This is a genomic window from Candidatus Solincola tengchongensis (assembly GCF_015711935.1).
Classification (GTDB): domain Bacteria; phylum Actinomycetota; class Geothermincolia; order Geothermincolales; family RBG-13-55-18; genus Solincola_A; species Solincola_A tengchongensis.
This window is the reverse complement of the sequence record NZ_JACVJJ010000085.1, coordinates 1-19,731: the sequence shown is the minus strand read 5'-3', so window position 1 is coordinate 19,731 and position 19,731 is coordinate 1. Positions and strand designations below refer to the sequence as shown.

The window sequence follows — 19,731 nt, the reverse complement described above, 5'->3', positions numbered from 1 at the left end:
ATCTCCGCTATCCCGAGGAGGTGCGTCCCTACATCTACACCACCAACCGGCTGGAGAGGATCTGAAAGGAGGTGAAAAGGCGAACCAAGACCATCGAGGTCTTTTCCTCGGAGGAAAGTCTCCTCTCCGTTCTTTATCTTGTTTTAAAGAACGAGAATGAGAGGCTCAGCCAGAGGAGACTTCGTGGCTTTGCGAAACTGAAGCCAGGGGAGGAAGGCTAAATGGTGGACACAAATTTCTTGACGCTATCTAAAGGAGAAGAAGTTAATACAGGATATGCAGAGCGTTCTCCTGCTTGTCATGCTTAACAGCTATAATTCAACGGTAAAGGGGTGGTCACCATGGCAAGAAAAAGGAGCTTCACTTCCATGCTCTACAAGCTGGCCAGGCTGAGCTGGGATTTCCAGGTCCTGGCCAGCGGAAGCCCCCGCAAGATGGTCCGGCGGGCGAAGAACAAGCTCATCGGGCGCAAGCTCCTGAGGAAGATATGGTGAGGCGCAGGGAAAGAAGGCAAACATACAATATTGTTCCTTTTGTCCGATGAAGTAGAGGGTTCATCCTGGCTAAGTTTATTTGAATCAGCCATAGAGGGACCTGTAGCTATTCTTTAGGGTTATAGTAGGGAAATAGGAGACCAGAAAGATCTCTTTCCTTTAAGGGGCACACATATGAGCTATATCCACCCCAGGAAGTACAGGGCCACGAGGAACAGGCCGGAGAGGACCGTCTACTACGTGCGCTTCAAGAACCCCATTACCGGGAGGTGGACGGAGCGGAGGGCTGGGGAGAGGCGCAAGGACGCCGAGGCATTAAAGAGGCGCATAGACGAGGAGATAGCCAAGGGGACCTTCGGGAAGGAGAAGAAGGACCCCTCCTTTTCGGAGTTCGCATCCCAGTACCTGGAGGACAAGAAGGCCGAGCTCAAGCCCTCCACCTATAAGGACTATAGGCAGGTTTTAGGAAACCATATCCTCCCCTTCTTCAAAAGGACCCATCTCTCCCAGGTAACCCCCGCAAGGGTGCAGGACTTCCTTCGCCACCTGCAGAAGAAGGGGGTCTCACCGGCCACTACGGGGAAGGTCTACCGGGTGCTCAAATCTCTCCTCCGCCGGGCCATCGCCCTGGAGTACCTGGACCGGGACCCCACCATAGGTATCAGGCCTCCCCGGGTGGAGAGAAAGGAGATGGACTTCCTCGAAAGAGACGAGGTGGAGGCGCTCCTTGAGGCCTCTGAAGGGGATATCCACGACATCATAGCCCTGGCCGTCTTCACCGGTATGAGGCAGGGGGAGATACTCGCCCTCCGGTGGCAGGACATAGACTACCGCAACGGAATCATCCGGGTGGTGAGGTCCTTCAGCCCCGCCAACGGCTTTTCCGACCTGAAGTCGGAAAAATCCAGGAGGGCCGTGCCCCTCATCCCCAGGCTGGCTGACATCTTTCAGAAAAGGTATGAGTCGATGGGAAGGCCGGACCCGGATAGCCTCGTCTTTCCCACCGAGGCAGGAACCCCGAAGGACCGCAATAACCTCATATCCAGGGAGTTCGAGCCCGCTCTCCTTTCAGCCGGCATCCGCAAGATACGCTTCCACGACCTCCGACACACCTACGCCTCCCTGGCCATTGCCTCCGGGGCGGACCCCAAGGGCCTGCAGAGCGTCCTGGGATACTCCTCCATCACCGTGACCATGGACACCTATGGCCACCTCTTCCCGGGCCACATGGAAAGCATCACCAGGGGCCTGGACGGCATGTTTCCGGTGAGTAACAAGGAATCAAAGGTCGTGAGCCTTCCCCGAAGAAGGGATGGGGGAGAGGAATAGCCCCGTCCCGAACTTGTATCAAATATGTAGCAAAAAATCGAAATTTCTTTCCCAAATCAAAACCAGGTCATCGGATATGCCCTCTGACCTGGTCTTTTGCTGGTGAGCCGCCTGGGAATCGAACCCAGGACACCCGGATTAAAAGTCCGGTGCTCTGCCAACTGAGCTAGCGGCCCACAGTCATTATATATCCAGGGCCGGCAGATAGGTAAGCGAGTGCAGGGTCCCTCCTGGCTTTTTCGGCGTATCGTGGTTACCCAGACGACCTGAAGCGTAAATGGGGGAAAGGCATAGGTTGTCTCGGCTTCTAAATGGGGGAAAGGCATCGTTTTTCTCGGCTTCGCCTCTGGGGATGCGATCTGGTTCGGGCAGAGTTTCCCACGCCTCCCTGGGCCACCGGGTCGAAAAGCGCCCTCAAGGATGGATGGCTGGAGGAAGGGAGGACTGGGCCTCATGGTATAATCCCGCTTATGGAGAGGATATTCGGAGCACGAAGCGTAGCCATCGTCGGAGTATCGGACAGGCCGAACAACCTCGGAAGATACATCCTCCAGAACCTCATCGACTGGAAATACGAAGGTCGTATCTACTGCGTCAACCCCAAGGGAGGCGAGGTCCTGGGACATAGGCTCTACACCTCCGTCTCCGAGCTGCCCGAGGCTGTGGACCTGGCGGTGCTCATCATACCCGCGCAGGTCGTACCGGAAGTGGTGGAGGAATGCGGGCGGAGGGGTATCACCCGCGTGGCCATCCCGGCAGGCGGGTTCGAGGAGTTCGGAGGGGATGGCTTTAGCCACCGGGACCGCCTGATCGAGGCGGCGCGGCGTTATGGCATCCGCTTCGTGGGGCCCAACTGCCTCACGGTTATAAACGCGCACACCGGGTTGTGCCTCCCCTTCGTGCCCATGCCGCCGGACCTTCCCCGCGGGGGCGTGAGCATCGTAGCCCAGAGCGGGGGCATAGGCCTGGATTTTCTGGCCCGACTTAAAGACCAGAACACGGGCTTTGCCAAGTTCGTCTCCATGGGTAACAAGACCGACCTCGATGAGGTGGATTTCCTGAGTTATCTGGGGGAGGACCCGGAGACCAGGGTCATCTGCATGTATCTCGAGGACGTGCAGCGGGGCCGCGAGTTCCTCCGGGCGGCTCAGCAGATCGAAAAGCCCATCCTGGTATACAAGGCCAATGTTGAACCCTTGGCCCGGCAGAGCGCGCGATCCCATACCGCGGCCCTGGCCAACGACGACTCCGTGCTGGAGGGGGCGTTCCGCCAGGCGGGGATCATCCGCGTGCGCAGCCTGGCCGAGCTGGCGGGATACGCGAAGGTGTTCTCACTGCCGCCCCTGCGGGGCAACCGGGTGGCTCTGGTCTCTCCCACCGGAGGGATTCTGGTGCTGGCCAGCGACCAGTGCGCGCGGCGCTGCTTCACCTTTCCTCCTCTCCCTCCGTCACTTGTGGCGGATATCCAGTCCCGGCTGCGGGCTGGGGTCATAAACATCTCCAACCCCGTGGACCTGGGGGACGTGCACGACGCCGACGCCCGCGTGTACATCATAGACCGGCTGCTGGAGCAGGACTTCATCGACGGGATAATAATGCTGCTCATAGCCCGTTTCTCCTCCGATGAGGTCTCCACTGGGGGCATTCACAGCTTGCGGAAGAACATAATCCCCGACCTGGCCGAGCTGGTACGCAAACACCACAAACCCATCGTCTTCAGCCTCATGGCCACCAGCGAGGTGAGGATAAGAGCGCGCTACACGGTGGACTTCCCCATATTCGACGACGCCGAGGAGGCCGTGGACGCCGCGGCGGTGCTGCGGGATTACTCCTTGCGGCGGGTGGGATCGGCATGCTAAGACCATAGGATCAGCAGGTCGAGCATAAGAGCTGACCTGAATAGGTAGGCCCTGTCTTCGCTAGCAGATGGAAGTCCGTCGGAGGTAAAGAGTTGCCGTAAGGAGGAAACAAGTGCCCAGGGGAGGAAAGGAGCACAGTTACCGTAGTCAAATGACAACCCCACCTGCGCTCCCGAGCGAAATTCGTAAAGTAAGGAACTCCCCGGAAGGAGGGCCAAGCACCCAGGGGCGTGAAGGGGGCAGGTGAAGGAGGGCGGGGTTCGAGTCCCGCCCTCGTACGGAGACCGGAACATGAAGCCGGAAGGGCCCCTGGGAGTGATCCGGGCGGCGTGAGGAGTTATGCAGCTTAAGCGACTCCGCTGGAGTAGTGGGACGGCCAGTCAATTGATGGGTCGGAAGCAGCGGAACGTCCTTAGGACCAAGACGATTTTCTGCGAAAGTAAGAAGGACAGGCCAAGGATCTTGTGGGGATGAATGGCAGTACGGAGGGTGGAGATTTCGGCATAAGCCCTCATCCATCCGGGCAATGGAGGGGAAAAGGCCGCGGCATCTATTACGGGTGGGTGGTGGTCGCCGTCGCCTTCCTGGCCATGTTCGTCAACTACGGGGTGCGCGGCACCCAGACGGTGCTCATCAAGGGATTCTCCAAAGATCTGGACGTAGGGCGCGCGGCGGCCTCGCTGCCCTTCACCGTGTCCGTTCTGGTCTACGCGTTCCTGGCCCCGTTGACCGGGAGGCTCATCGACCGTTTCGGGCCACGCTGGGTCATGGCCGGAGGCGCCTTTCTCTCCGGTGTGGGACTCTGGATGTGCTCCCGGGCTAACAGCCTTTGGGCCCTGGTCCTCTTCTTCGGCATCGTTTTCGGCGTGGGCGGAAACGGTATAGGCCTGGTGCCCTCCAACACCTCGGTGGCCATGTGGTTCAAGCGCCGCCTGGGGCTGGCCCTGGGGGTGGCCACCATGGGGATCGGCTTCGGGACCATGATGCTTCCCCGCCTCACCGGTCTGATACAGTCGCGGTGGGACTGGAGGGTCTCCTTCCAGTTTCTGGGATATATATCCCTGGCCCTGACCCTACCGGCCCTGCTTCTCCTGCGCCGCGGGGCCAGGGGAGGGGAGGAGCCCTGCCGCGAAACGTCCGGAACCGCCGGGGGTTCGGGCGGCGAAGGGGATGAGGTCTCGGAAGCGCTCTTCGATGCGGGTGAGGGTCGGGCGCAAGCGAGCCTCATGAGGTCCGACGACCGTCGAGACGACTTCGCCGGGCAGTCGCCTGAAGGCGTAAAATCGGATGCCTATCCGGGAGCGGACGGGGAGAGTGCGGGCTTAAATCCGGAGGGATCCGGTCGCCGGGCGGAGGGTCTCATGGGAGCGGAGCCTAAAGCCGGGATGATGGACGCTCCGGGGGAGGCTGGTGGGAAAGGGGGATTGACGGACTGGCAGCACGAAAACCCGTTGCCCGGCGGTGATGCCGGGGCAACCGGCAACGAGGCGTTCGTAGGTGAAGGAGGCCGGGGGTGCGACCAAGAAAGCACGCAAGGCGGTTCGGGTCTCACCCTGCGCCAGGCTATGCGGACCGCCTCCTTCTGGTACCTCTTCACGGGCTTCGTGCTCATCGTCATCGCCCTGTACGGCATAATGGTCCACCAGGTTCCGTACGTGACCGACAGGGGCATATCCAGGAACTGGGCGGAGTGGTCGGTCTTCATCTACGGGGCCACCTCCATCCTGGGGCGCGTGTTCTTCGGGCGCCTGTCGGACCGCACCCGGGAGAAAAAGAACGCCCTGTACCCCGCTTGTTTCGTCCTCGCCGGGAGCATACTCCTCCTCTTCCTGGTCGACCGGGTATGGGTGCTCATGGTGTTCGCCGCCGTCTTCGGCTTCGGCTTCGCCGCTTACGGGCCGGTGATCCCCGCCGTTTGCGCCGAGGTCTTCGGGAAGGGGAGCATGGGGGCCATCTTCGGGGCCGTGACCACGGGCGGCGCCCTTGGAGGTGCCTTCGGGCCGGTGCTCACGGGTTTTATATTCGACCGGAGTGGGAGCTACCTGGGAGCCTGGATCCTGGCTCTGGCCTGCGTGGTGCTCTCAACCCTCCTCTTCGCCCGCGTGAGGAGGATGGTGTCGGGATAAGGGATACAGCCAGAACAGGGCATCGAGGAGGAAGGTCAGTCCAGATAATCCAGGGGGTCTAGACCCACCTGCTCCGGCCTGACCGAGGAAATGACCTCCTCGTCGGGAGAGGCCTTTTCCCTCAGGCGGGCCACCTCCACGATGTGCGGCTCCACCTCACGTTCCTCGGGATCGCGGATGATCTTCACGCGGGGCGACGTGGCGTCCCCCTCCACCTGCTCGTAGACCACGCCCAGCTCGCCGGTACACAGGCGCACAAGGGTGCCCACCGGGTAGAGCCCCATCATGTCCACGAAGACCTTCACCAGCAGGGGGTCGAAGGCGGTTCCCTTCTCCTTGACCAGCACCCGGATGGCGTGGTCTGGAGTGCGTGCGTCCTGATAGGGTCGCACGGTGGTCATGGCGTCGTAGACGTCCGCCAGCTGCACGATACGAGAGAAAAGGCTTGGCCTTTCCACACCGTTGAGTTTCGGATAGCCGCTTAGGTCATAACGGGCATGGTGCTCGTAAGCCACCAGGACGGAGAGGGGATGCACTCCGGGTTGGGCGAGGAGGATGTCCGCACCGCGCACTGGGTGCCTTTTCATCTCCTCCCACTCCGCGGCGGTAAGGGGCCCCCTTTTCCCGAGGATGCTCTTAGGAATGGTAACTTTTCCCAAATCATGCAGGAGGGCCCCGGTCCCCAGAATCATGAGGGCGTTGCGGTCCAGGGGAAGCATGGAGGCGAGGGCCAGGGAGAGGATGAGCACGTTCACGGAGTGGAAGGTGGTGTACTCGTCGTAACTCTTGAGGGTCGCCAGCCCGAGGACCGCGGAACGGTTCTCTCCTACCCGGTTGAGCATCATACCCACCACCCGGTTGGCCTTGCTCACCGAGAGGCGGCGGTCGTGGAGCACCTGTTCCGAGAGCTCGCGGATGACGTCCACGGCCTCGAAGTACTCCTCGCGGGCCGACTCCGCCTCCCTCACCCTGGAGATCTTTTCCTCCCAGGTGCCGGGCGGATCGAGGATGACATGGGTTATTCCGTTGTCCTCCAGGAGCTTTGCCAGCCCGCCCCGGGAAGCGATCTCCTCCTCTCCCAGGTTGAGAAGCCTCAGGAAATCGACGAGCTCCCCGGCCTCCAGCCCGGCCAGGAAATTGACGCCGCCCACCCCCTTGGAGCGCAGTTCCTGGAGGAGAGGGTAGTAGAGGACACTCTCCCGCGCCAAAAGCCTCTCCTCGAAGAAGAACTCCTCCCCCACGATGCGCAGGGACAAGCTCTCCCCATAGCGCAGGTATTCACGGAAGGAAGACATGAAGCGGGAGACGGAGTCGAGGCATATCTCGTGGTGAGGCGGATAAAGGAGCAGGTTCTTCTTGACGGCGAAGAAATCCTTCAACAACTCGCGGACACGCTCCAGAAGGCCCTTGGAGCGGAAATAGTCGAGGGTTTCGCGTTTCCTATGGTTCTCCCAGTTCTGAGGTCTCGTGTCCATCTCCTCACCCCGCTGCCATGTCTCCCTTTAGGCGCTCACCCCTTACGCGCCAGGTGTGGATATTTGTTCACCAGTCTTTGCAGTGCCTCCCGGGCAACCGTTCCCAGTTCCTGCCATTCAGACCTGAAGAGTCCACGCTGCCGTCCGGCGTACTTGCGTAGTAAATCGTAGGTTGAAGGATCCATTATCTTCCCCAGGCTCTCCAGGATCTCCTTCTTCAACGCGATTTCCTCGGCTCCTCGCTCTTTTCCCTCCAGCATGGCCACGAGGCGGGAGGTGGCCCTGGTGACCTCCAGCCGCCCCAGCCAGCGGATGCAGAGAACGCGCACCCTCTCGTCAGGGTGGTCGAGCCCCTTGATGAGCAAGCCCTCCGCCTCGTATCCGCCGGTGAGCCCTACGGCTCGGACAGCCTCCGACCTCACCCTGGGATGAGAGTGGGCCATGGCCCGTTCCAGGTAGGGAAGGGTGGAGGGGGAGCGAATGCCGGCCATCACCGTGACTATGTTGCGCACCAGATACCACCGATGGTCGTCCAGGAAGGAACCCAGGAGGGACACCCGCTCTTGTGCGAGATCGGCCAGGGAGTCGATGATGAACTTGCGTACCGCCATGCGTTCCTCGGACCCGAGGGCCTCGATCATGGCCAGAAGCCCACGGTCCCCCAGCCGCCTCATGAAGGCCTTGAACCCCTCGACCGTTTCCCGGTCGCCGCGGCGCTCGCTGGCCATCTGGATGACGCGCTTCAGGATTCCCTTTCCGCAGGCCTCCTCCAGCAATCCCTCGTACTGTTCGCGGTGGGCGAGGAGGGCGGGCTTGCCGCTGTGCAGGGCTCGCTCGAAGGCCTCCATTATCGCCGTGGCGAGGGAGAAGCGGGCCGAGGCCACCAGCTCCCAGAAGTTCTCCACCAGAAGGTCCACGACCTTTCCCAGGTTGTCCAGTTCCTCTCCCCGCTGGAGGAGGTCCAGGAGCATGGGGGTGGAGGAGACACAGGCCTCTACCGTGATGTCCAGTTCCGCAATGGCGCGGATCTCCTCAAGTTCGCCCTCCCCGTAGAATTCGGAGAGCGAGGATATCTCGTCGGTTGTTGGGAGGCCGCCGGCGAGCGGTTTTATCCCCCGAGAGGCGAGTACGGCGTCAAGGGCGGAGACCAACGGAAGGGGGACCTCGCCCAGGTCCAGCAGCCTTTCCCTCAAGAGGGTCAGTGTTTCCTCGAGATGCCGCTCCCGGAAACCGACGGCCTCCAGGAGCTCATCCATCTTGGGTATGAGCTGCGGGATCAGGGAGAGCAGGTGGCTGAACACCCCTGACGCCTCCTGGGGACTCAAGCGGCCCAGGACGTCTTTCACCAGCGGTTCTCGGCGGATTCCGGGAAGGAAATGGCCTATGAGGAGCAGGTTTCGCAGATTGTTCTCCAGGAAGAGGAGTGCTTCGGCGAAGGACCTGGAGAGGGAGGGAATCCGCTCCGGGACACGCCTCTGGACCATTTCCCGTGCCTCCCTCAGGAAGTCATATATAGCGGAGGCCAGGACTTCACCCTCCAAGGGCCTGCCGTCGGAGTCCCGTAAACCGGACAGGGCCAAAGCCAATCTCTCCGGCTCGAAGAGGAGGTCCAAGAGCTCCCCAAAGTCCTCCTCGGCTGAGGCTTTGACCACCTCTTCCTCTTCAACCTTGGCTTCCGGCCCTTCCTCCCGAAACCCGGTATCCTCCTCGGCCTTAGCGGCCTCGCTTTCCACGACCCTTACGCTGTGCATCCCCCGGCTGAGGAGGAAGGCCTCAGCGCCGCCCTGCTTTTCCACGGCCTCGGGGGATGAGACCGACAGTTCCACCAGCGCCTCCATCTCCTTGAGGCTGATGCCGCAGGCAAAGATCAGAGCGCGGATGTTGAGTTCCCTCAAGCGGGATGCCAGCTGGCGCAAGCTCTCCCTCTCCTCGCCCAATGGGATGCCGTTGCAGGCAAAGCGCCCCTTTTCCACCCGCACGGCGATCTCGGGGTAGAACCTGAGGTTGTCCTCCGCGACCGCGTGGAGCAAGCTGACGGCATCCTTTACGTTGGGATGGTCGGGAGAGTAGAGTAGCCGCGATTTACAGGCGATGGCCAGGCGGGAGAGGATGTCCAGGGCGGCTTGCTCCTGGCTTAGCGTGTACGCCTCGCCATCCGGTGCGTGGAGATGCTCCTGGGGATGGAGGTCGAGGTCATCGGGGTTCTGCATCACGCCTCACCATCTTGAGTCTCGGTCCGCTGCTTCCACCACCGGCCGCTCCCGGGAGCCGGAATGTGCGACCGGTATCTTTCATTTCCCGCAGGGATACCCTGCAGGATATCGACCGCCCGCCACTGGGATCGGCAGAGGCCACCGTAGCGGAGTGCCTGGAAGGCCTCCGTACCGCGCCTTGTTATCTATCGACATAACCCGCCCTTTCGGTTGAGGTTTCCCCACCGAAGAGCATGCCGGCATTCGCGTGATGCGTGATGTCCGGCGGTCTGGGGTTTGCCCTTCCCTTATAAGCGTCTGACGCTCCCGGTGAGGGGATGAGGCGAGGAGGATGACGAGAAAGCCGTCCCGCATAGGGAATCGCAACGGAGGACGATGACGTGAAAACCATCACTCAACCACCACTTAAAAGAGGGCCAACCGGGTTATTTGCATGGAAACATGATGGATGTACGGCGAAATCGCCTTGCGGCAGCGAAAGCGGAGCAAGGAAGAATCCCATCGGGTCGGCAAGGGAACGGAATGCGGATGGTTGCGTGGGATATCTACATGCACCGGTTTGGGGAAACGGGTATTCCTTAAGCTTGCTTTGCTTTGTTTGAGCGGAGCAAGTAAGTGCCCGAGCGAGGCCAAACCAACCGGGATACGGGATTGAAGAAAGCGGGGTTTGATGCTTAAATTTTTATGGCCCTGGGGAGGGAGCGGAGGGAAGGTACAGGCCGCATCGCCGAGTCAAGGCCGGGGCCGGCCGAGGCGCTTGGCCTAAGGGCCATGATGAGGGTCCGGGAGGCCGATGCTTTGGCGCCGGATCCTGCACCGCTGAAGGGCGTGATGGTTCGGAAGGCGGTGGCAAACCCGGCGGGGAAGCCTCCCCGGGGAAAGGGATAAGTATCTTATAATAATGGCAGGAGCGGTTCGAGGATAAGGCGATGTTTGACGTGCCCCCATCGTCTAGCGGCCTAGGATATCGCCCTTTCAAGGCGGTGACGCGGATTCGAATTCCGCTGGGGGCACCAGCGCAGGTCGTTGTCCGCGAGGACGACTTGGGATACTATTTAAAGAGGGGTGGCCATCCCCTTGAAGGGGTGACCTGCCCTGGGTTCAACGCGGAGCCGTGGTGTAGTCAGGTTAACACGCCGGCCTGTCAAGCCGGAGATCGCGGGTTCAAATCCCGTCGGTTCCGCCAAAATTCACTCCCTGCAGGGGAAACCCTAGGGGGAGTTTGAATAAGGGGCGAGATAGCTCAGTCGGTAGAGCGCAGGACTGAAAATCCTGGCGTCGGCGGTTCGATTCCGCCTCTCGCCACCAGCAAAAGACCAGGTCAAGGGATATGTTTCCCGGCCTGGTCTTGCTTTCTGCTCTTGGAAATACCCATATGCGCCGGAAATGCGCCGGAAATTCCAGACGGAGAATCCGTTTCCTTAGAGGTCGCCCTGTCGTGCCGTTCTGGCTTCCCTGGACAGTAGGACCACCTTTGGCCCACCCGAAACCACGGCTTCAAGGCTCCTGGCAGCCCGGTCCAGGGCGTCCCTATAGAGATGTCCGTAGGTGTCCATGGTCACCCGGATGGAGGAATGGCCCATCATGGCCTGCAGGGTCTTGGGATCCACCCCTCCCGCGATGCAAAGGGAGGCAAAGGTATGACGTAGGTCGTGGAAGCGTATCTCCCCGATGCCTGACCTCTCTAACGCCTTGGAAAACCCCCGGCGTACGAGATTACGCCGGTCCATGGGTTTGCTGGCGCCGTTCGGGAAGACCAGATCATCCGGGCCAGGCTTACCAGAGGCGTTATAGTGCTCCTCCAGCATGGCCCGAAGAGTGGGGATCATGGGGACGTCGCGCCGCGAAGCCGGGGTCTTTGGGGCGGAAAAGCCGTGAGCGTAGTGGTAGGTTCTGCGCACCCGGATAAGGGAGGCCTGGAAATCTATATCCCTCCAGGTAAGGGCCAGTATCTCGCCCTGGCGAAGACCGGCGTAACAGGCCACGGCGAGCAAGGGCTTCAAGTACCCGTCAGCGGCTTCAAGAAGGGAGTCTAACTCCTCGGGAGCCAAGAAGCGCTGCTCCTTCTTCTCCACTCTGGGCGCGCTCACCGCGCGGCATGGGTCACGGTCTATGAGCTCTAATCTCACGGCATGGCGCAGGACAGTCTTGAGATAGCGCAGGACCTTACCCTGGGTGGCCGCGGAAAGGCCCTCCTTCTCCAGGTCAAGGAGGAGCTTCTGGACCACGGCAGGGGACAACTCGGAGAGCCTACGCTTTCCTAGGCGAGGAAGCACGTGTTTTCCAAAGGTGAGCCGGTAATCCTCCATCGTGCTCCCCTTTAGGGTGGAAGCTTTGGCTTGAAGAAAGGAGGAGAAGAACTCCGATAGAGTGGGGTCCTCCTCCTGCCTACCGTAGGTTCCGGAGGCCACTTCCTCCAAGACGCGGCGAAGGAAAGCCTCGGCGTCCTTTCGCCTGGCCCCGGCGGCCTTCTCCCGCCACCGCCCGTATTGGTCCTTGAACCCTATGTAGTAGGTTTCTTGACCGGAGCGGTGTCTTCGTTTACGGATGTAAGACATCGTTTACCTCTGAGCTCACTCATGCCGGCAGGTGTTCTAAACCTCTGAATTGATTTTACTTAATTTTCCCCAGGCGATTCCTGGCCGTTGATCGGTTTTCTGGCCCAGGCTTCGTGGCCACTGCTCGCCCCATGCTGTATATAAGGCAGGGCAAAAGATATTTCCAATCATTGTACAAACGACATTAGACGGGGATATTGTTCCTCTTGCAGAATTCCACGAAGCGTCTGTATTCCGATTCCTGCCTGAGCCTGATTTTCAGGTCGTAAGTGGCCTGCAAGAATTCTTTCTTATCAATTCCGAGTAACTCGGCGATCATTAATGCCGCTTCGTAGGAGGGCGCTCTTTTCCCAAGCCTGAAGTCGCTTATGAGAGACCTGCTGATCATTTTCTCGACGCCATATCTCTGAATGATCTCCCTTTCCAAGGCGCGGACGCCCATCCTGTTCTTCTCCAATGCCTGTTCGAGCATTTGCTGGAAGGTTGACATGTTTTCCTCCCCCTCTGCGCCATCATATCATATGTCAGATAATAGTGTTGACAGAAGGCATGAAAGATGATAGATTAATGTCAGAGAATATATCGGACATTAATAGTGGTGTATTTCGGATAAATAGTTTTGTTTGCTGTCAGCCCTTGCCTTCAAGGGCGATGAATCGGTTTCTAAGTTCGTAAGAGAGTTAAGAAAGGGAAGAGGAGGTTACGATGGGTTCGGTATCAAAGAGAGCAGCCCTGATGAAAGAAGTTGCAAGCGCGGTTTATCATGCACTGGGAGAGAATCAACCCGTTGAGCGTGACCGACAACGGCAAAAGGCGCGAGCGTTCGGGAAACCCCAACCCCATAGTGCCAACCCCTCCTTTAATCCTGAACCCACTGGTGTCTATACTGCCACCACAGACAGAAAATCGCGCTCTGTAAGCATGCTTCATGGCGAAATCGTGAATTCTCTTGCAGATCAGCTTGCTGCGCTGGGCTACAAAGCGGTGAACAAAGGGGTTGCCGATGAGGTTAAACCTGACATCGTGGTAATGGGGAGCAAACGAGCCATCATCGAGGTTAAAACAGGATGCACTTGGCAGGATATAAAAGACGTCTTGGGACAATTGTTCTTGTACAAGCTCTTCGTCGATACCCCTGAAAATATAGAACTGATAGCAGTAGTCCCTTCAAACATAAGCGAAAAACGCGCCGCCGTTCTTTCCTACTATGGAATTCGCTTGATTAAATGGGAAAGATCTGATGGTTGTGTAATATTTAAAGGGCTTGAAGATATCTTTCCCAGGATTCCGTCGCCCGCGTAGAAGTTGGTCATTAATGTAGGCATACCGAGAAGCGGATATCGTTTCCATTAAAACTTACGAGCTGGCAGTCATAAAAGGAGGCCCGAGGCTTCCCCTGAGGTAGCTCTTGGCGTCATTTGCATCTGATAAAATTTCAAATCAGAAGGGTGAAAATAGGAAAATTTCTAATACACCGGCCTTCACGAGCTTTTTAGGGGAAGAACGTGGCCAAACTGGAAGAGATTACCGTCGGCTCCACGATCAAGGGGGTCACACCGGACGGCATGGTGACCGTCTTGGGCGTGCGCTGGATCGGCTCCCTGGCCATCGAGCTCACCTACAAGGACGCCTCCGGAAGGCCGGGGAATATCCTCCTCTACCGCGAGGATGAGCCCCAGCTGGAGGTGGTGAGGGAGGGCAGGCCCTGGAGCTTCGACGGCGACGGCTCGCTCTTCCGCCTGGTGAGCGAGGCTCGGCGCATCCGCCTGGCCTACCTCTTCGACCCTCTCCTCGCCGTGCACACCTCGCTCATCGAGCCCCTCCCCCACCAGATAACCGCAGTCTACGGGGAGATGCTCCCCCGCCAGCCACTACGCTACCTCCTTGCCGACGACCCGGGGGCGGGAAAGACCATCATGGCCGGCCTCCTCATAAAGGAGCTCATGGTGCGCGGGGACGTGCAGAGGTGCCTCGTGGTCTGCCCTGGAAACCTCGTGGAGCAGTGGCAGGACGAGCTCTACCAGAAGTTCCAGCTCCCCTTCGACATCATGACCAACCAGAGCTTCGAGGCGGCGCGCACCGGCAACTGGTTCCGGGAGACCGACCTCGCCATCTGCCGCCTGGACAAGCTGAGCCGAAACGAGGACGTCCAGGCCAAGCTCAGGGCCTCCGACTGGGACCTCGTGGTCTGCGACGAGGCGCACAAGATGAGCGCCCACTACTTCGGCGGGGAGGTGAGCTACACCAAGAGATACCGCCTGGGGCAGCTCCTCTCCTCCATCACCCGGCACTTCCTTCTCCTCACCGCCACCCCCCACAACGGAAAGGAGGAGGACTTCCAGCTCTTCATGGCCCTCCTCGACGGGGACCGCTTCGAGGGGAGGTTCCGCGAGGGGGTGCACACCACGGACGCCTCCGACCTCATGCGCCGCATGGTGAAGGAGGACCTGGTCAAGTTCGACGGCACCCCCCTCTTTCCGGAGCGGAGGGCCTATACCGTGGACTACACCCTCTCCGACGAGGAGTACTACCTCTACCGGGAGGTCACCGACTACGTGCGGCAGGAGTTCAACCGCGCCGAGGCCTTGGAGAACGAGGGGCGCAAGGGGACGGTGGGCTTCGCCCTCACCACCCTGCAGAGGAGGCTGGCCTCCTCCCCCGAGGCCATCTACCAGTCACTGCGCCGGCGCCGGGAGAGGCTGGAGAAGCGCCTGCGCGAGGAGCAGGTCCGCCACCGCGCCGCCTCCGCCCGTCTGGAATGGGACCAGAGCCTCCCCGACCTCCCCCCCGAGGACCAGGAGGAGCTGGACGACCGTCCCGACGCCGAGGTGGAGGCCACGGAGGAAGAGGTGGTGGACCGGGCCACCGCCGCCCGGACCATCGGGGAGCTGGAGGCGGAGATAGAGAGCCTCAGGCGCCTGGAGGAACTGGCCTTAAAAGTGAGACAGGCCGGGGTGGACCGCAAGTGGGAGGAACTCTCCAGGCTCCTCCAGGAGCGGGAGGAGATGTTCGACGCCAAGGGCCACCGCCGCAAGCTCATCGTCTTCACAGAGCACCGGGACACCTTGAGCTACCTCGAGAGGCGCATAAGCTCCCTCCTAGGAAGGCCCGAGGCAGTGCTTACAATCCACGGCTCCATGCTCCGCAAGCAGCGCAAGACCTCAGAGCAGCGCTTCAACCAGGACCCCACGGTGGAAATACTGGTGGCCACCGACGCCGCCGGGGAGGGCATCAACCTGCAGCGGGCCCACCTCATGGTCAACTACGACCTCCCCTGGAACCCCAACCGCCTGGAGCAGCGCTTCGGTCGCATCCACCGCATAGGCCAGACGGAGGTCTGCCACCTTTGGAACCTGGTGGCTAAAAATACGAGGGAGGGCGAGGTCTACCTTCGCCTTTTGGAGAAGCTGGAACAGGAGCGGGAGGCTTTAGGCGGGCGGGTCTTCGACGTCTTGGGAAAGCTCAGGTTCGAGGACCGGCCCCTGCGCGACCTCCTCATCGAGGCCATACGCTACGGGGAGCTCCCCGAGGTCAAGGAGCGCCTCAGTCGGGTGATCGACGACGCTCTGGACCGGGAGAGACTGCGCGACCTTTTGGAGGAGCGGGCCCTGGCCCACGATGTCATGGACGCCCGCGCTATCCGCTCCATCAAGGAGGAGATGGAGCGCGCCGAGGCCCGCCGCCTGCAGCCCCACTACATCGCCTCCTTCTTCCTCGAGGCCTTCCGCCTCCTGGGGGGAAGCGTGCGGGAGCGGGAGCCCAAGCGCTACGAGATAAGGAACGTCCCCGCCGCCATCCGCCACCGCGACCGGATGATCGGCACCCGGGAGGCGGTCCTTACCCGCTACGAGCGTATAACCTTCGAGAAGGACCTCATAAGCGTGGAGGGGAAACCCCCGGCCGCCTTCGTCTGCCCCGGCCACCCCTTGCTCGAGGCCACCCTGGACCTCATCTTGGAGCGCTACGGGGAGCTTCTGAAAAGGGGGGCTGTCCTCGTGGACGAGGAGGACCCCTCGGAGGAGGCCCGCCTTCTGGTCATCCTGGAGCACTCCATCAAGGATGCGCGGAGCCTCCCGGGTGGAGACAGGCGGCTCGCCTCCCGGCGCCTGCAGTTCCTGGAGCTGGACTCCTCAGGTGAATCAAAGGCCGCGGGATACGCCCCCTACCTCGACTACCGGCCCGCCACTCAGGAGGAGCTCGAGCTCCTAAAGGGCACCCTCGACGCCCTGCCCTGGGCCCGGGAGGAGATAGAGGAGAAGGTCCTCCTCTACGCCACCGAGAAACTCATCCCCGAGCACCTCTCCGAGGTGCGCCGCTACCGCGAGGAGCTGGTGGACAAGACCGCGCAGGCGGTGAAGGACCGCCTTTCCAAGGAGATAGCCTACTGGGACGGGAAGGCCCAGGAGCTCAAGGAAAAGGAGCTCGCGGGAAAGCACAACGCCCGCCTGAACTCGGGGCTGGCGAGGAGGCGCGCCGACGAGCTGGAGGCAAGGCTCAAGAGACGCCTGGCAGAACTGGAGGAGGAGCGCAAGCTCTACCCCCTCCCCCCGGTCATCGTGGGAGGGGCCCTGGTTATCCCCCAGGGGCTGCTTCTCCGCCTCAAGGGGGAGGAGGGACCTACGGAGGACAGGGAGGAGGTGGAGGCCCTGGCCATGGCCGAGGTGATGAAGGTGGAGAGGAGGCTGGGGTACCTACCCCGGGACGTGAGCGCGGAGAAGAAGGGCTATGACATAGAGTCCCTGGTGCCCGATACGGGAAAGCTCCGCTTCATCGAGGTCAAGGGGAGGCAGGCCGGGGCGGCTACGGTGACCATCACCAGGAACGAGATCCTCACCGCCCTGAACAAGCCGGACGATTTCATCCTGGCCATTGTGGAGGTGGACGGGGAGAGGGTCACCACCTACTACGTGGACAGGCCCTTCCAGCGGGAGCCGGACTTCGGCGTGACCAGCGTGAACTACAGCGTGAGCAAGCTCCTGGAGATGGGGAGGGTCATGAAATGTTGATCAAAAGGATAAACCCTGCCAATCCGGAAACCCAGACGGCAGGGACGATAAGTTTATACAATACTAAATATAGTCATTAAACAATAGATGTCAATAGACAGTTATAGACTGCATTGGGTGAAAGGAAAAGCATGGGCAATAAAGAAGCAGGACCCCCAAGGCCGTCGCCTTTGAGGGTCATCGTTTTCATCGACGGTCAGAATTTCTACAACGATTGCAAACGGATATTTGGAAAAGGCGAAACTCACCCCCACCTTCTGGCCAAAGAATTATGCTCTCCTCCTTATGGGAAGGACAGAAAACTCGTGCAGGTTAGGTTTTACACCGGAATCCATGTGCCTAATAGAAACCCACAGATGCATTCGTACATGACCAGGCGCATCGAGGCCATGAAACGACAAGGAGTTCAGGTTTTTACCCGCCCCCTTAAATACAGCAAGGAATGCGTGGAGGACCGTAATACACCTGGTAGTTATATCCATATATGGAAAGGTAGGGAAAAGGGAGTAGATGTCAAGTTAGCTCTAGATCTTGTGATGATGGCCATAGAGGATAAATACGATGTTGCAGTCATAGTAAGCACGGATACCGACCTCGATGAGGCTGTCGAGGAAGTCATCTTTCTCAGGAATAAATTGTATAAATGGATAGCTGTTGAGAATGCGGTTTGCGTAGGGCCGGTGGACCAGGTGACCGGGAAGCGGCCTCCGTTCAAAAAGCTAAAAAATGCCGGAAGGCTGATCTACATAGACGATAGTGTGTTTTCAAAAATCGTGGATAACACGAATTATTATTCATAAGTTGAAAATAAATGATAGCAATTTAAGAAAGGTGGTTGTGGCTCGGTTAATTTCCGTGGATTTGAAACAAAATGCGAAACATTATGATTCGATTTTTGCCTGAAATAATCTGGAAAAGCTAAATCGGAGTCTTGTGGATTTTGCGGAAGGAGAGTTAAAGAATATGGCATATCGAAAGAAGTTGGTCGAGGTGGCTCTGCCGCTGAATATCATCAATTCCGAGTCGGATAGCGATAAGAAAAGAACCCACTACCATCCATCAACGGTCCACTTTTGGTGGGCAAGGCGTCCTCTTGCCGCATGTCGGGCCATGATTTTTGCTTCCCTGGTGGATGACCCCTCGTCCTGGCCAGAAATCTTTCCGAATGAGCAATCACAGGAAAAAGAACGCAGACGCCTGTTTAGCATACTCGAGGAACTCGTCCAGTGGAAGAATACCTACAACGAAGCGGTGTTATTTAAAGCTCAGAGAGAAATTGCCATATCCATTGCCCGCAACCGGGGTGAAAAACCCCCGGAAGACCCGGAGAGTATTAAACGTTACATTTCCGAGCATGCACCCGCCCTTGTTGATCCATTTTGCGGCAGAGGAGTTATCCCCCTCGAGGCCCAGCGGCTGGGTCTCAAGGCCTACGCCAGCGACCTGAATCCCGTGGCCGTGCTCATCACCAAGGCCCTTATCGAGATCCCGCCCAAGTTCGCGGGAAAGCCTCCGGTCAACCCGGAAGCCCGGGAGAAGAAGACCCTTCTAGAAAAAGAGTGGAGGGGCGCCGAAGGACTGGCCGAGGACGTGCGCTACTACGGCCGGTGGATGCGCGACGAGGCCGAGAGGCGCATCGGCCATCTCTATCCCAAGGTCAAGGTGACGGAGGAGATGGCCAAGAATCGCCCCTACCTCAAGCCATATGTTGGCCATGAACTCACCGTCATCGCCTGGCTCTGGGCGAGGACCGTCCCCAGCCCCAATCCCGCCTTGAAGGGAACACCCGTTCCACTTGCCCGTTCCTTCTGGCTTTCAAAAAACAAGGGCAAGGAGGCATATGTTTATCCGGTGATAGACAAGGAAAACAATACCTACCGATTCGAGGTCCGGGTTGGAAAACCAGAAGATTTCGACCCCTCGAAAGGTACCATCATCCAGAAGAAAGGAGGAAGGTGCCTGATCAGCGGGGAGCCCATCTCCTTCGACTATCTCCGCGAGCAGGGGAAAGCCGGAAGGATGGGCGCCAGGCTCATGGCCATAGTTGCCGAGGGAAGCAGGGGAAGAATTTATCTCTCACCCGATGAAGAACATGAGAATATCGCAGATCAGGCAGAACCGAATTGGAAGCCCGAATATGATTTACCAAATAATCCAAGAGATTTTAAAACCCCTAATTATGGAATGAAGACTTTCGCTAGCCTTTTAACCAACCGGCAACTGGTGGCCCTCACCACCTTCTGTGACCTCGTCAAGGAGGCACGGGAAAAGGTCCTCGAGGACGCCAGGTCCGCCGGGACCCTTCCGGACGACGACCGCCCCCTCGACTCCGAAGGAATGGGCCCGAGGGCTTACGCGGATGCTATTGCAACATACCTTGCCTTTACGATAAGCAAGCTTGCGGATAGGGGTTCGACTTTATCTAGCTGGGATGTAGGATATTCAAAAATCAGAAACACTTTCAATCGCCAGGCTTTGCCCGTTGCTGTCTACAAAAAGTAGGCACCCCATCCCGACAAAACCTCAACACGCTATCCTCTCATGTCCCGCAAGCGCCTTGAGGACGTCCTTCACCCAGGGGTCTCCGCTCCTTGTCTCAAGAAGCGGCATGTGCTTTTCGAGCCAGGCTTCGGGATTCCTCCTCACCTCCTTTCTGAGGGAGGCCATGGCC

Annotated in this window: 12 protein-coding genes and 4 tRNA genes; 11 read left to right on the top strand and 5 right to left on the bottom strand. The window is 59.3% G+C overall.

Annotated features, from left to right (window positions below):
* Positions 1-341: 341 nt before the first annotated feature.
* Positions 342-494 (top strand): hypothetical protein, encoded by a 153-nt coding sequence (locus H7007_RS07710; protein ID WP_287154459.1) that lies wholly within the window; start codon positions 342-344, stop codon positions 492-494.
* A gap of 174 nt (positions 495-668) precedes the next feature.
* A complete protein-coding gene (locus H7007_RS07705; protein WP_287154458.1) occupies positions 669-1,823 on the top strand; it encodes a tyrosine-type recombinase/integrase in 1,155 nt (384 codons plus the stop codon).
* Positions 1,824-1,923: 100 nt separating this feature from the next.
* Here the strand turns inward: H7007_RS07705 and H7007_RS07700 are convergent.
* Positions 1,924-1,999, bottom strand: a tRNA-Lys gene (locus H7007_RS07700).
* 294 nt (positions 2,000-2,293) lie between these two features.
* On the opposite strand from H7007_RS07700, the gene H7007_RS07695 reads away from it, so the two are divergent.
* The gene (locus tag H7007_RS07695; RefSeq protein ID WP_287154457.1) at positions 2,294-3,682 is read left to right on the top strand and encodes an acetate--CoA ligase family protein; all 1,389 of its coding nucleotides are present in this window, start codon (positions 2,294-2,296) and stop codon (positions 3,680-3,682) included.
* Positions 3,683-4,152: 470 nt separating this feature from the next.
* Positions 4,153-5,808 (top strand): MFS transporter, encoded by a 1,656-nt coding sequence (locus H7007_RS07690; protein ID WP_287154455.1) that lies wholly within the window; start codon positions 4,153-4,155, stop codon positions 5,806-5,808.
* A 35-nt stretch (positions 5,809-5,843) separates the two neighbouring features.
* On the opposite strand, the gene H7007_RS07685 is transcribed toward H7007_RS07690, so the two are convergent.
* Together H7007_RS07685 and H7007_RS07680 are read right to left on the bottom strand one after the other, a co-directional pair.
* On the bottom strand, positions 5,844-7,283 hold the full coding sequence (locus H7007_RS07685) for an HD-GYP domain-containing protein (protein ID WP_287154453.1): 1,440 nt from the start codon (positions 7,281-7,283) through the stop codon (positions 5,844-5,846).
* A 35-nt stretch (positions 7,284-7,318) separates the two neighbouring features.
* A complete protein-coding gene (locus H7007_RS07680; RefSeq protein ID WP_287154451.1) occupies positions 7,319-9,493 on the bottom strand; it encodes a HEAT repeat domain-containing protein in 2,175 nt (724 codons plus the stop codon).
* A gap of 943 nt (positions 9,494-10,436) precedes the next feature.
* On the opposite strand from H7007_RS07680, the gene H7007_RS07675 reads away from it, so the two are divergent.
* The 3 genes from H7007_RS07675 (at position 10,437) to H7007_RS07665 (ending at position 10,804) form a co-directional block, all read left to right on the top strand.
* Positions 10,437-10,512: transfer RNA gene (locus H7007_RS07675), tRNA-Glu, on the top strand.
* 92 nt (positions 10,513-10,604) lie between these two features.
* A tRNA-Asp gene (locus H7007_RS07670) sits at positions 10,605-10,682 on the top strand.
* Between the two features lie 46 nt (positions 10,683-10,728).
* Positions 10,729-10,804: transfer RNA gene (locus H7007_RS07665), tRNA-Phe, on the top strand.
* A gap of 113 nt (positions 10,805-10,917) precedes the next feature.
* Here H7007_RS07665 and H7007_RS07660 read toward each other — a convergent pair.
* Positions 10,918-12,054, bottom strand: coding sequence for a tyrosine-type recombinase/integrase (locus H7007_RS07660; RefSeq protein WP_287154449.1), 1,137 nt, complete (start codon positions 12,052-12,054; stop codon positions 10,918-10,920).
* 184 nt (positions 12,055-12,238) lie between these two features.
* Positions 12,239-12,544 carry a helix-turn-helix domain-containing protein gene (locus tag H7007_RS07655; RefSeq protein ID WP_287154447.1) on the bottom strand — a complete coding sequence of 102 codons (306 nt, stop codon included), beginning with the start codon at positions 12,542-12,544 and terminating at the stop codon, positions 12,239-12,241.
* Between the two features lie 215 nt (positions 12,545-12,759).
* On the opposite strand from H7007_RS07655, the gene H7007_RS07650 reads away from it, so the two are divergent.
* From H7007_RS07650 to H7007_RS07635, 4 genes are all read left to right on the top strand, one after another.
* Positions 12,760-13,356, top strand: coding sequence for a hypothetical protein (locus H7007_RS07650; RefSeq protein ID WP_287154445.1), 597 nt, complete (start codon positions 12,760-12,762; stop codon positions 13,354-13,356).
* 203 nt (positions 13,357-13,559) lie between these two features.
* Positions 13,560-17,060, top strand: coding sequence for a helicase-related protein (locus H7007_RS07645; RefSeq protein WP_287154443.1), 3,501 nt, complete (start codon positions 13,560-13,562; stop codon positions 17,058-17,060).
* A gap of 131 nt (positions 17,061-17,191) precedes the next feature.
* A complete protein-coding gene (locus H7007_RS07640) occupies positions 17,192-17,860 on the top strand; it encodes an NYN domain-containing protein (RefSeq protein WP_287154441.1) in 669 nt (222 codons plus the stop codon).
* A gap of 163 nt (positions 17,861-18,023) precedes the next feature.
* Positions 18,024-19,562: a DUF1156 domain-containing protein gene (locus tag H7007_RS07635; RefSeq protein WP_287154439.1), complete on the top strand. Its 1,539-nt coding sequence runs from the start codon at positions 18,024-18,026 to the stop codon at positions 19,560-19,562.
* The last annotated feature ends 169 nt before the right edge of the window (positions 19,563-19,731 follow it).

Bases quoted from the DNA above. Each gene is read 5' to 3' on its own strand.
- H7007_RS07710 (WP_287154459.1), top strand. From the start codon at position 342: ATGGCAAGAAAAAGGAGCTTCACTTCCATGCTCTACAAGCTGGCCAGG.
- H7007_RS07705 (WP_287154458.1), top strand. From the start codon at position 669: ATGAGCTATATCCACCCCAGGAAGTACAGGGCCACGAGGAACAGGCCG.
- H7007_RS07695 (WP_287154457.1), top strand. From the start codon at position 2,294: ATGGAGAGGATATTCGGAGCACGAAGCGTAGCCATCGTCGGAGTATCG.
- H7007_RS07690 (WP_287154455.1), top strand. From the start codon at position 4,153: ATGAATGGCAGTACGGAGGGTGGAGATTTCGGCATAAGCCCTCATCCA.
- H7007_RS07685 (WP_287154453.1), bottom strand. From the start codon at position 7,283: ATGGACACGAGACCTCAGAACTGGGAGAACCATAGGAAACGCGAAACC.
- H7007_RS07680 (WP_287154451.1), bottom strand. From the start codon at position 9,493: ATGCAGAACCCCGATGACCTCGACCTCCATCCCCAGGAGCATCTCCAC.
- H7007_RS07660 (WP_287154449.1), bottom strand. From the start codon at position 12,054: ATGTCTTACATCCGTAAACGAAGACACCGCTCCGGTCAAGAAACCTAC.
- H7007_RS07655 (WP_287154447.1), bottom strand. From the start codon at position 12,544: ATGTCAACCTTCCAGCAAATGCTCGAACAGGCATTGGAGAAGAACAGG.
- H7007_RS07650 (WP_287154445.1), top strand. From the start codon at position 12,760: ATGGGTTCGGTATCAAAGAGAGCAGCCCTGATGAAAGAAGTTGCAAGC.
- H7007_RS07640 (WP_287154441.1), top strand. From the start codon at position 17,192: ATGGGCAATAAAGAAGCAGGACCCCCAAGGCCGTCGCCTTTGAGGGTC.
- H7007_RS07635 (WP_287154439.1), top strand. From the start codon at position 18,024: ATGGCATATCGAAAGAAGTTGGTCGAGGTGGCTCTGCCGCTGAATATC.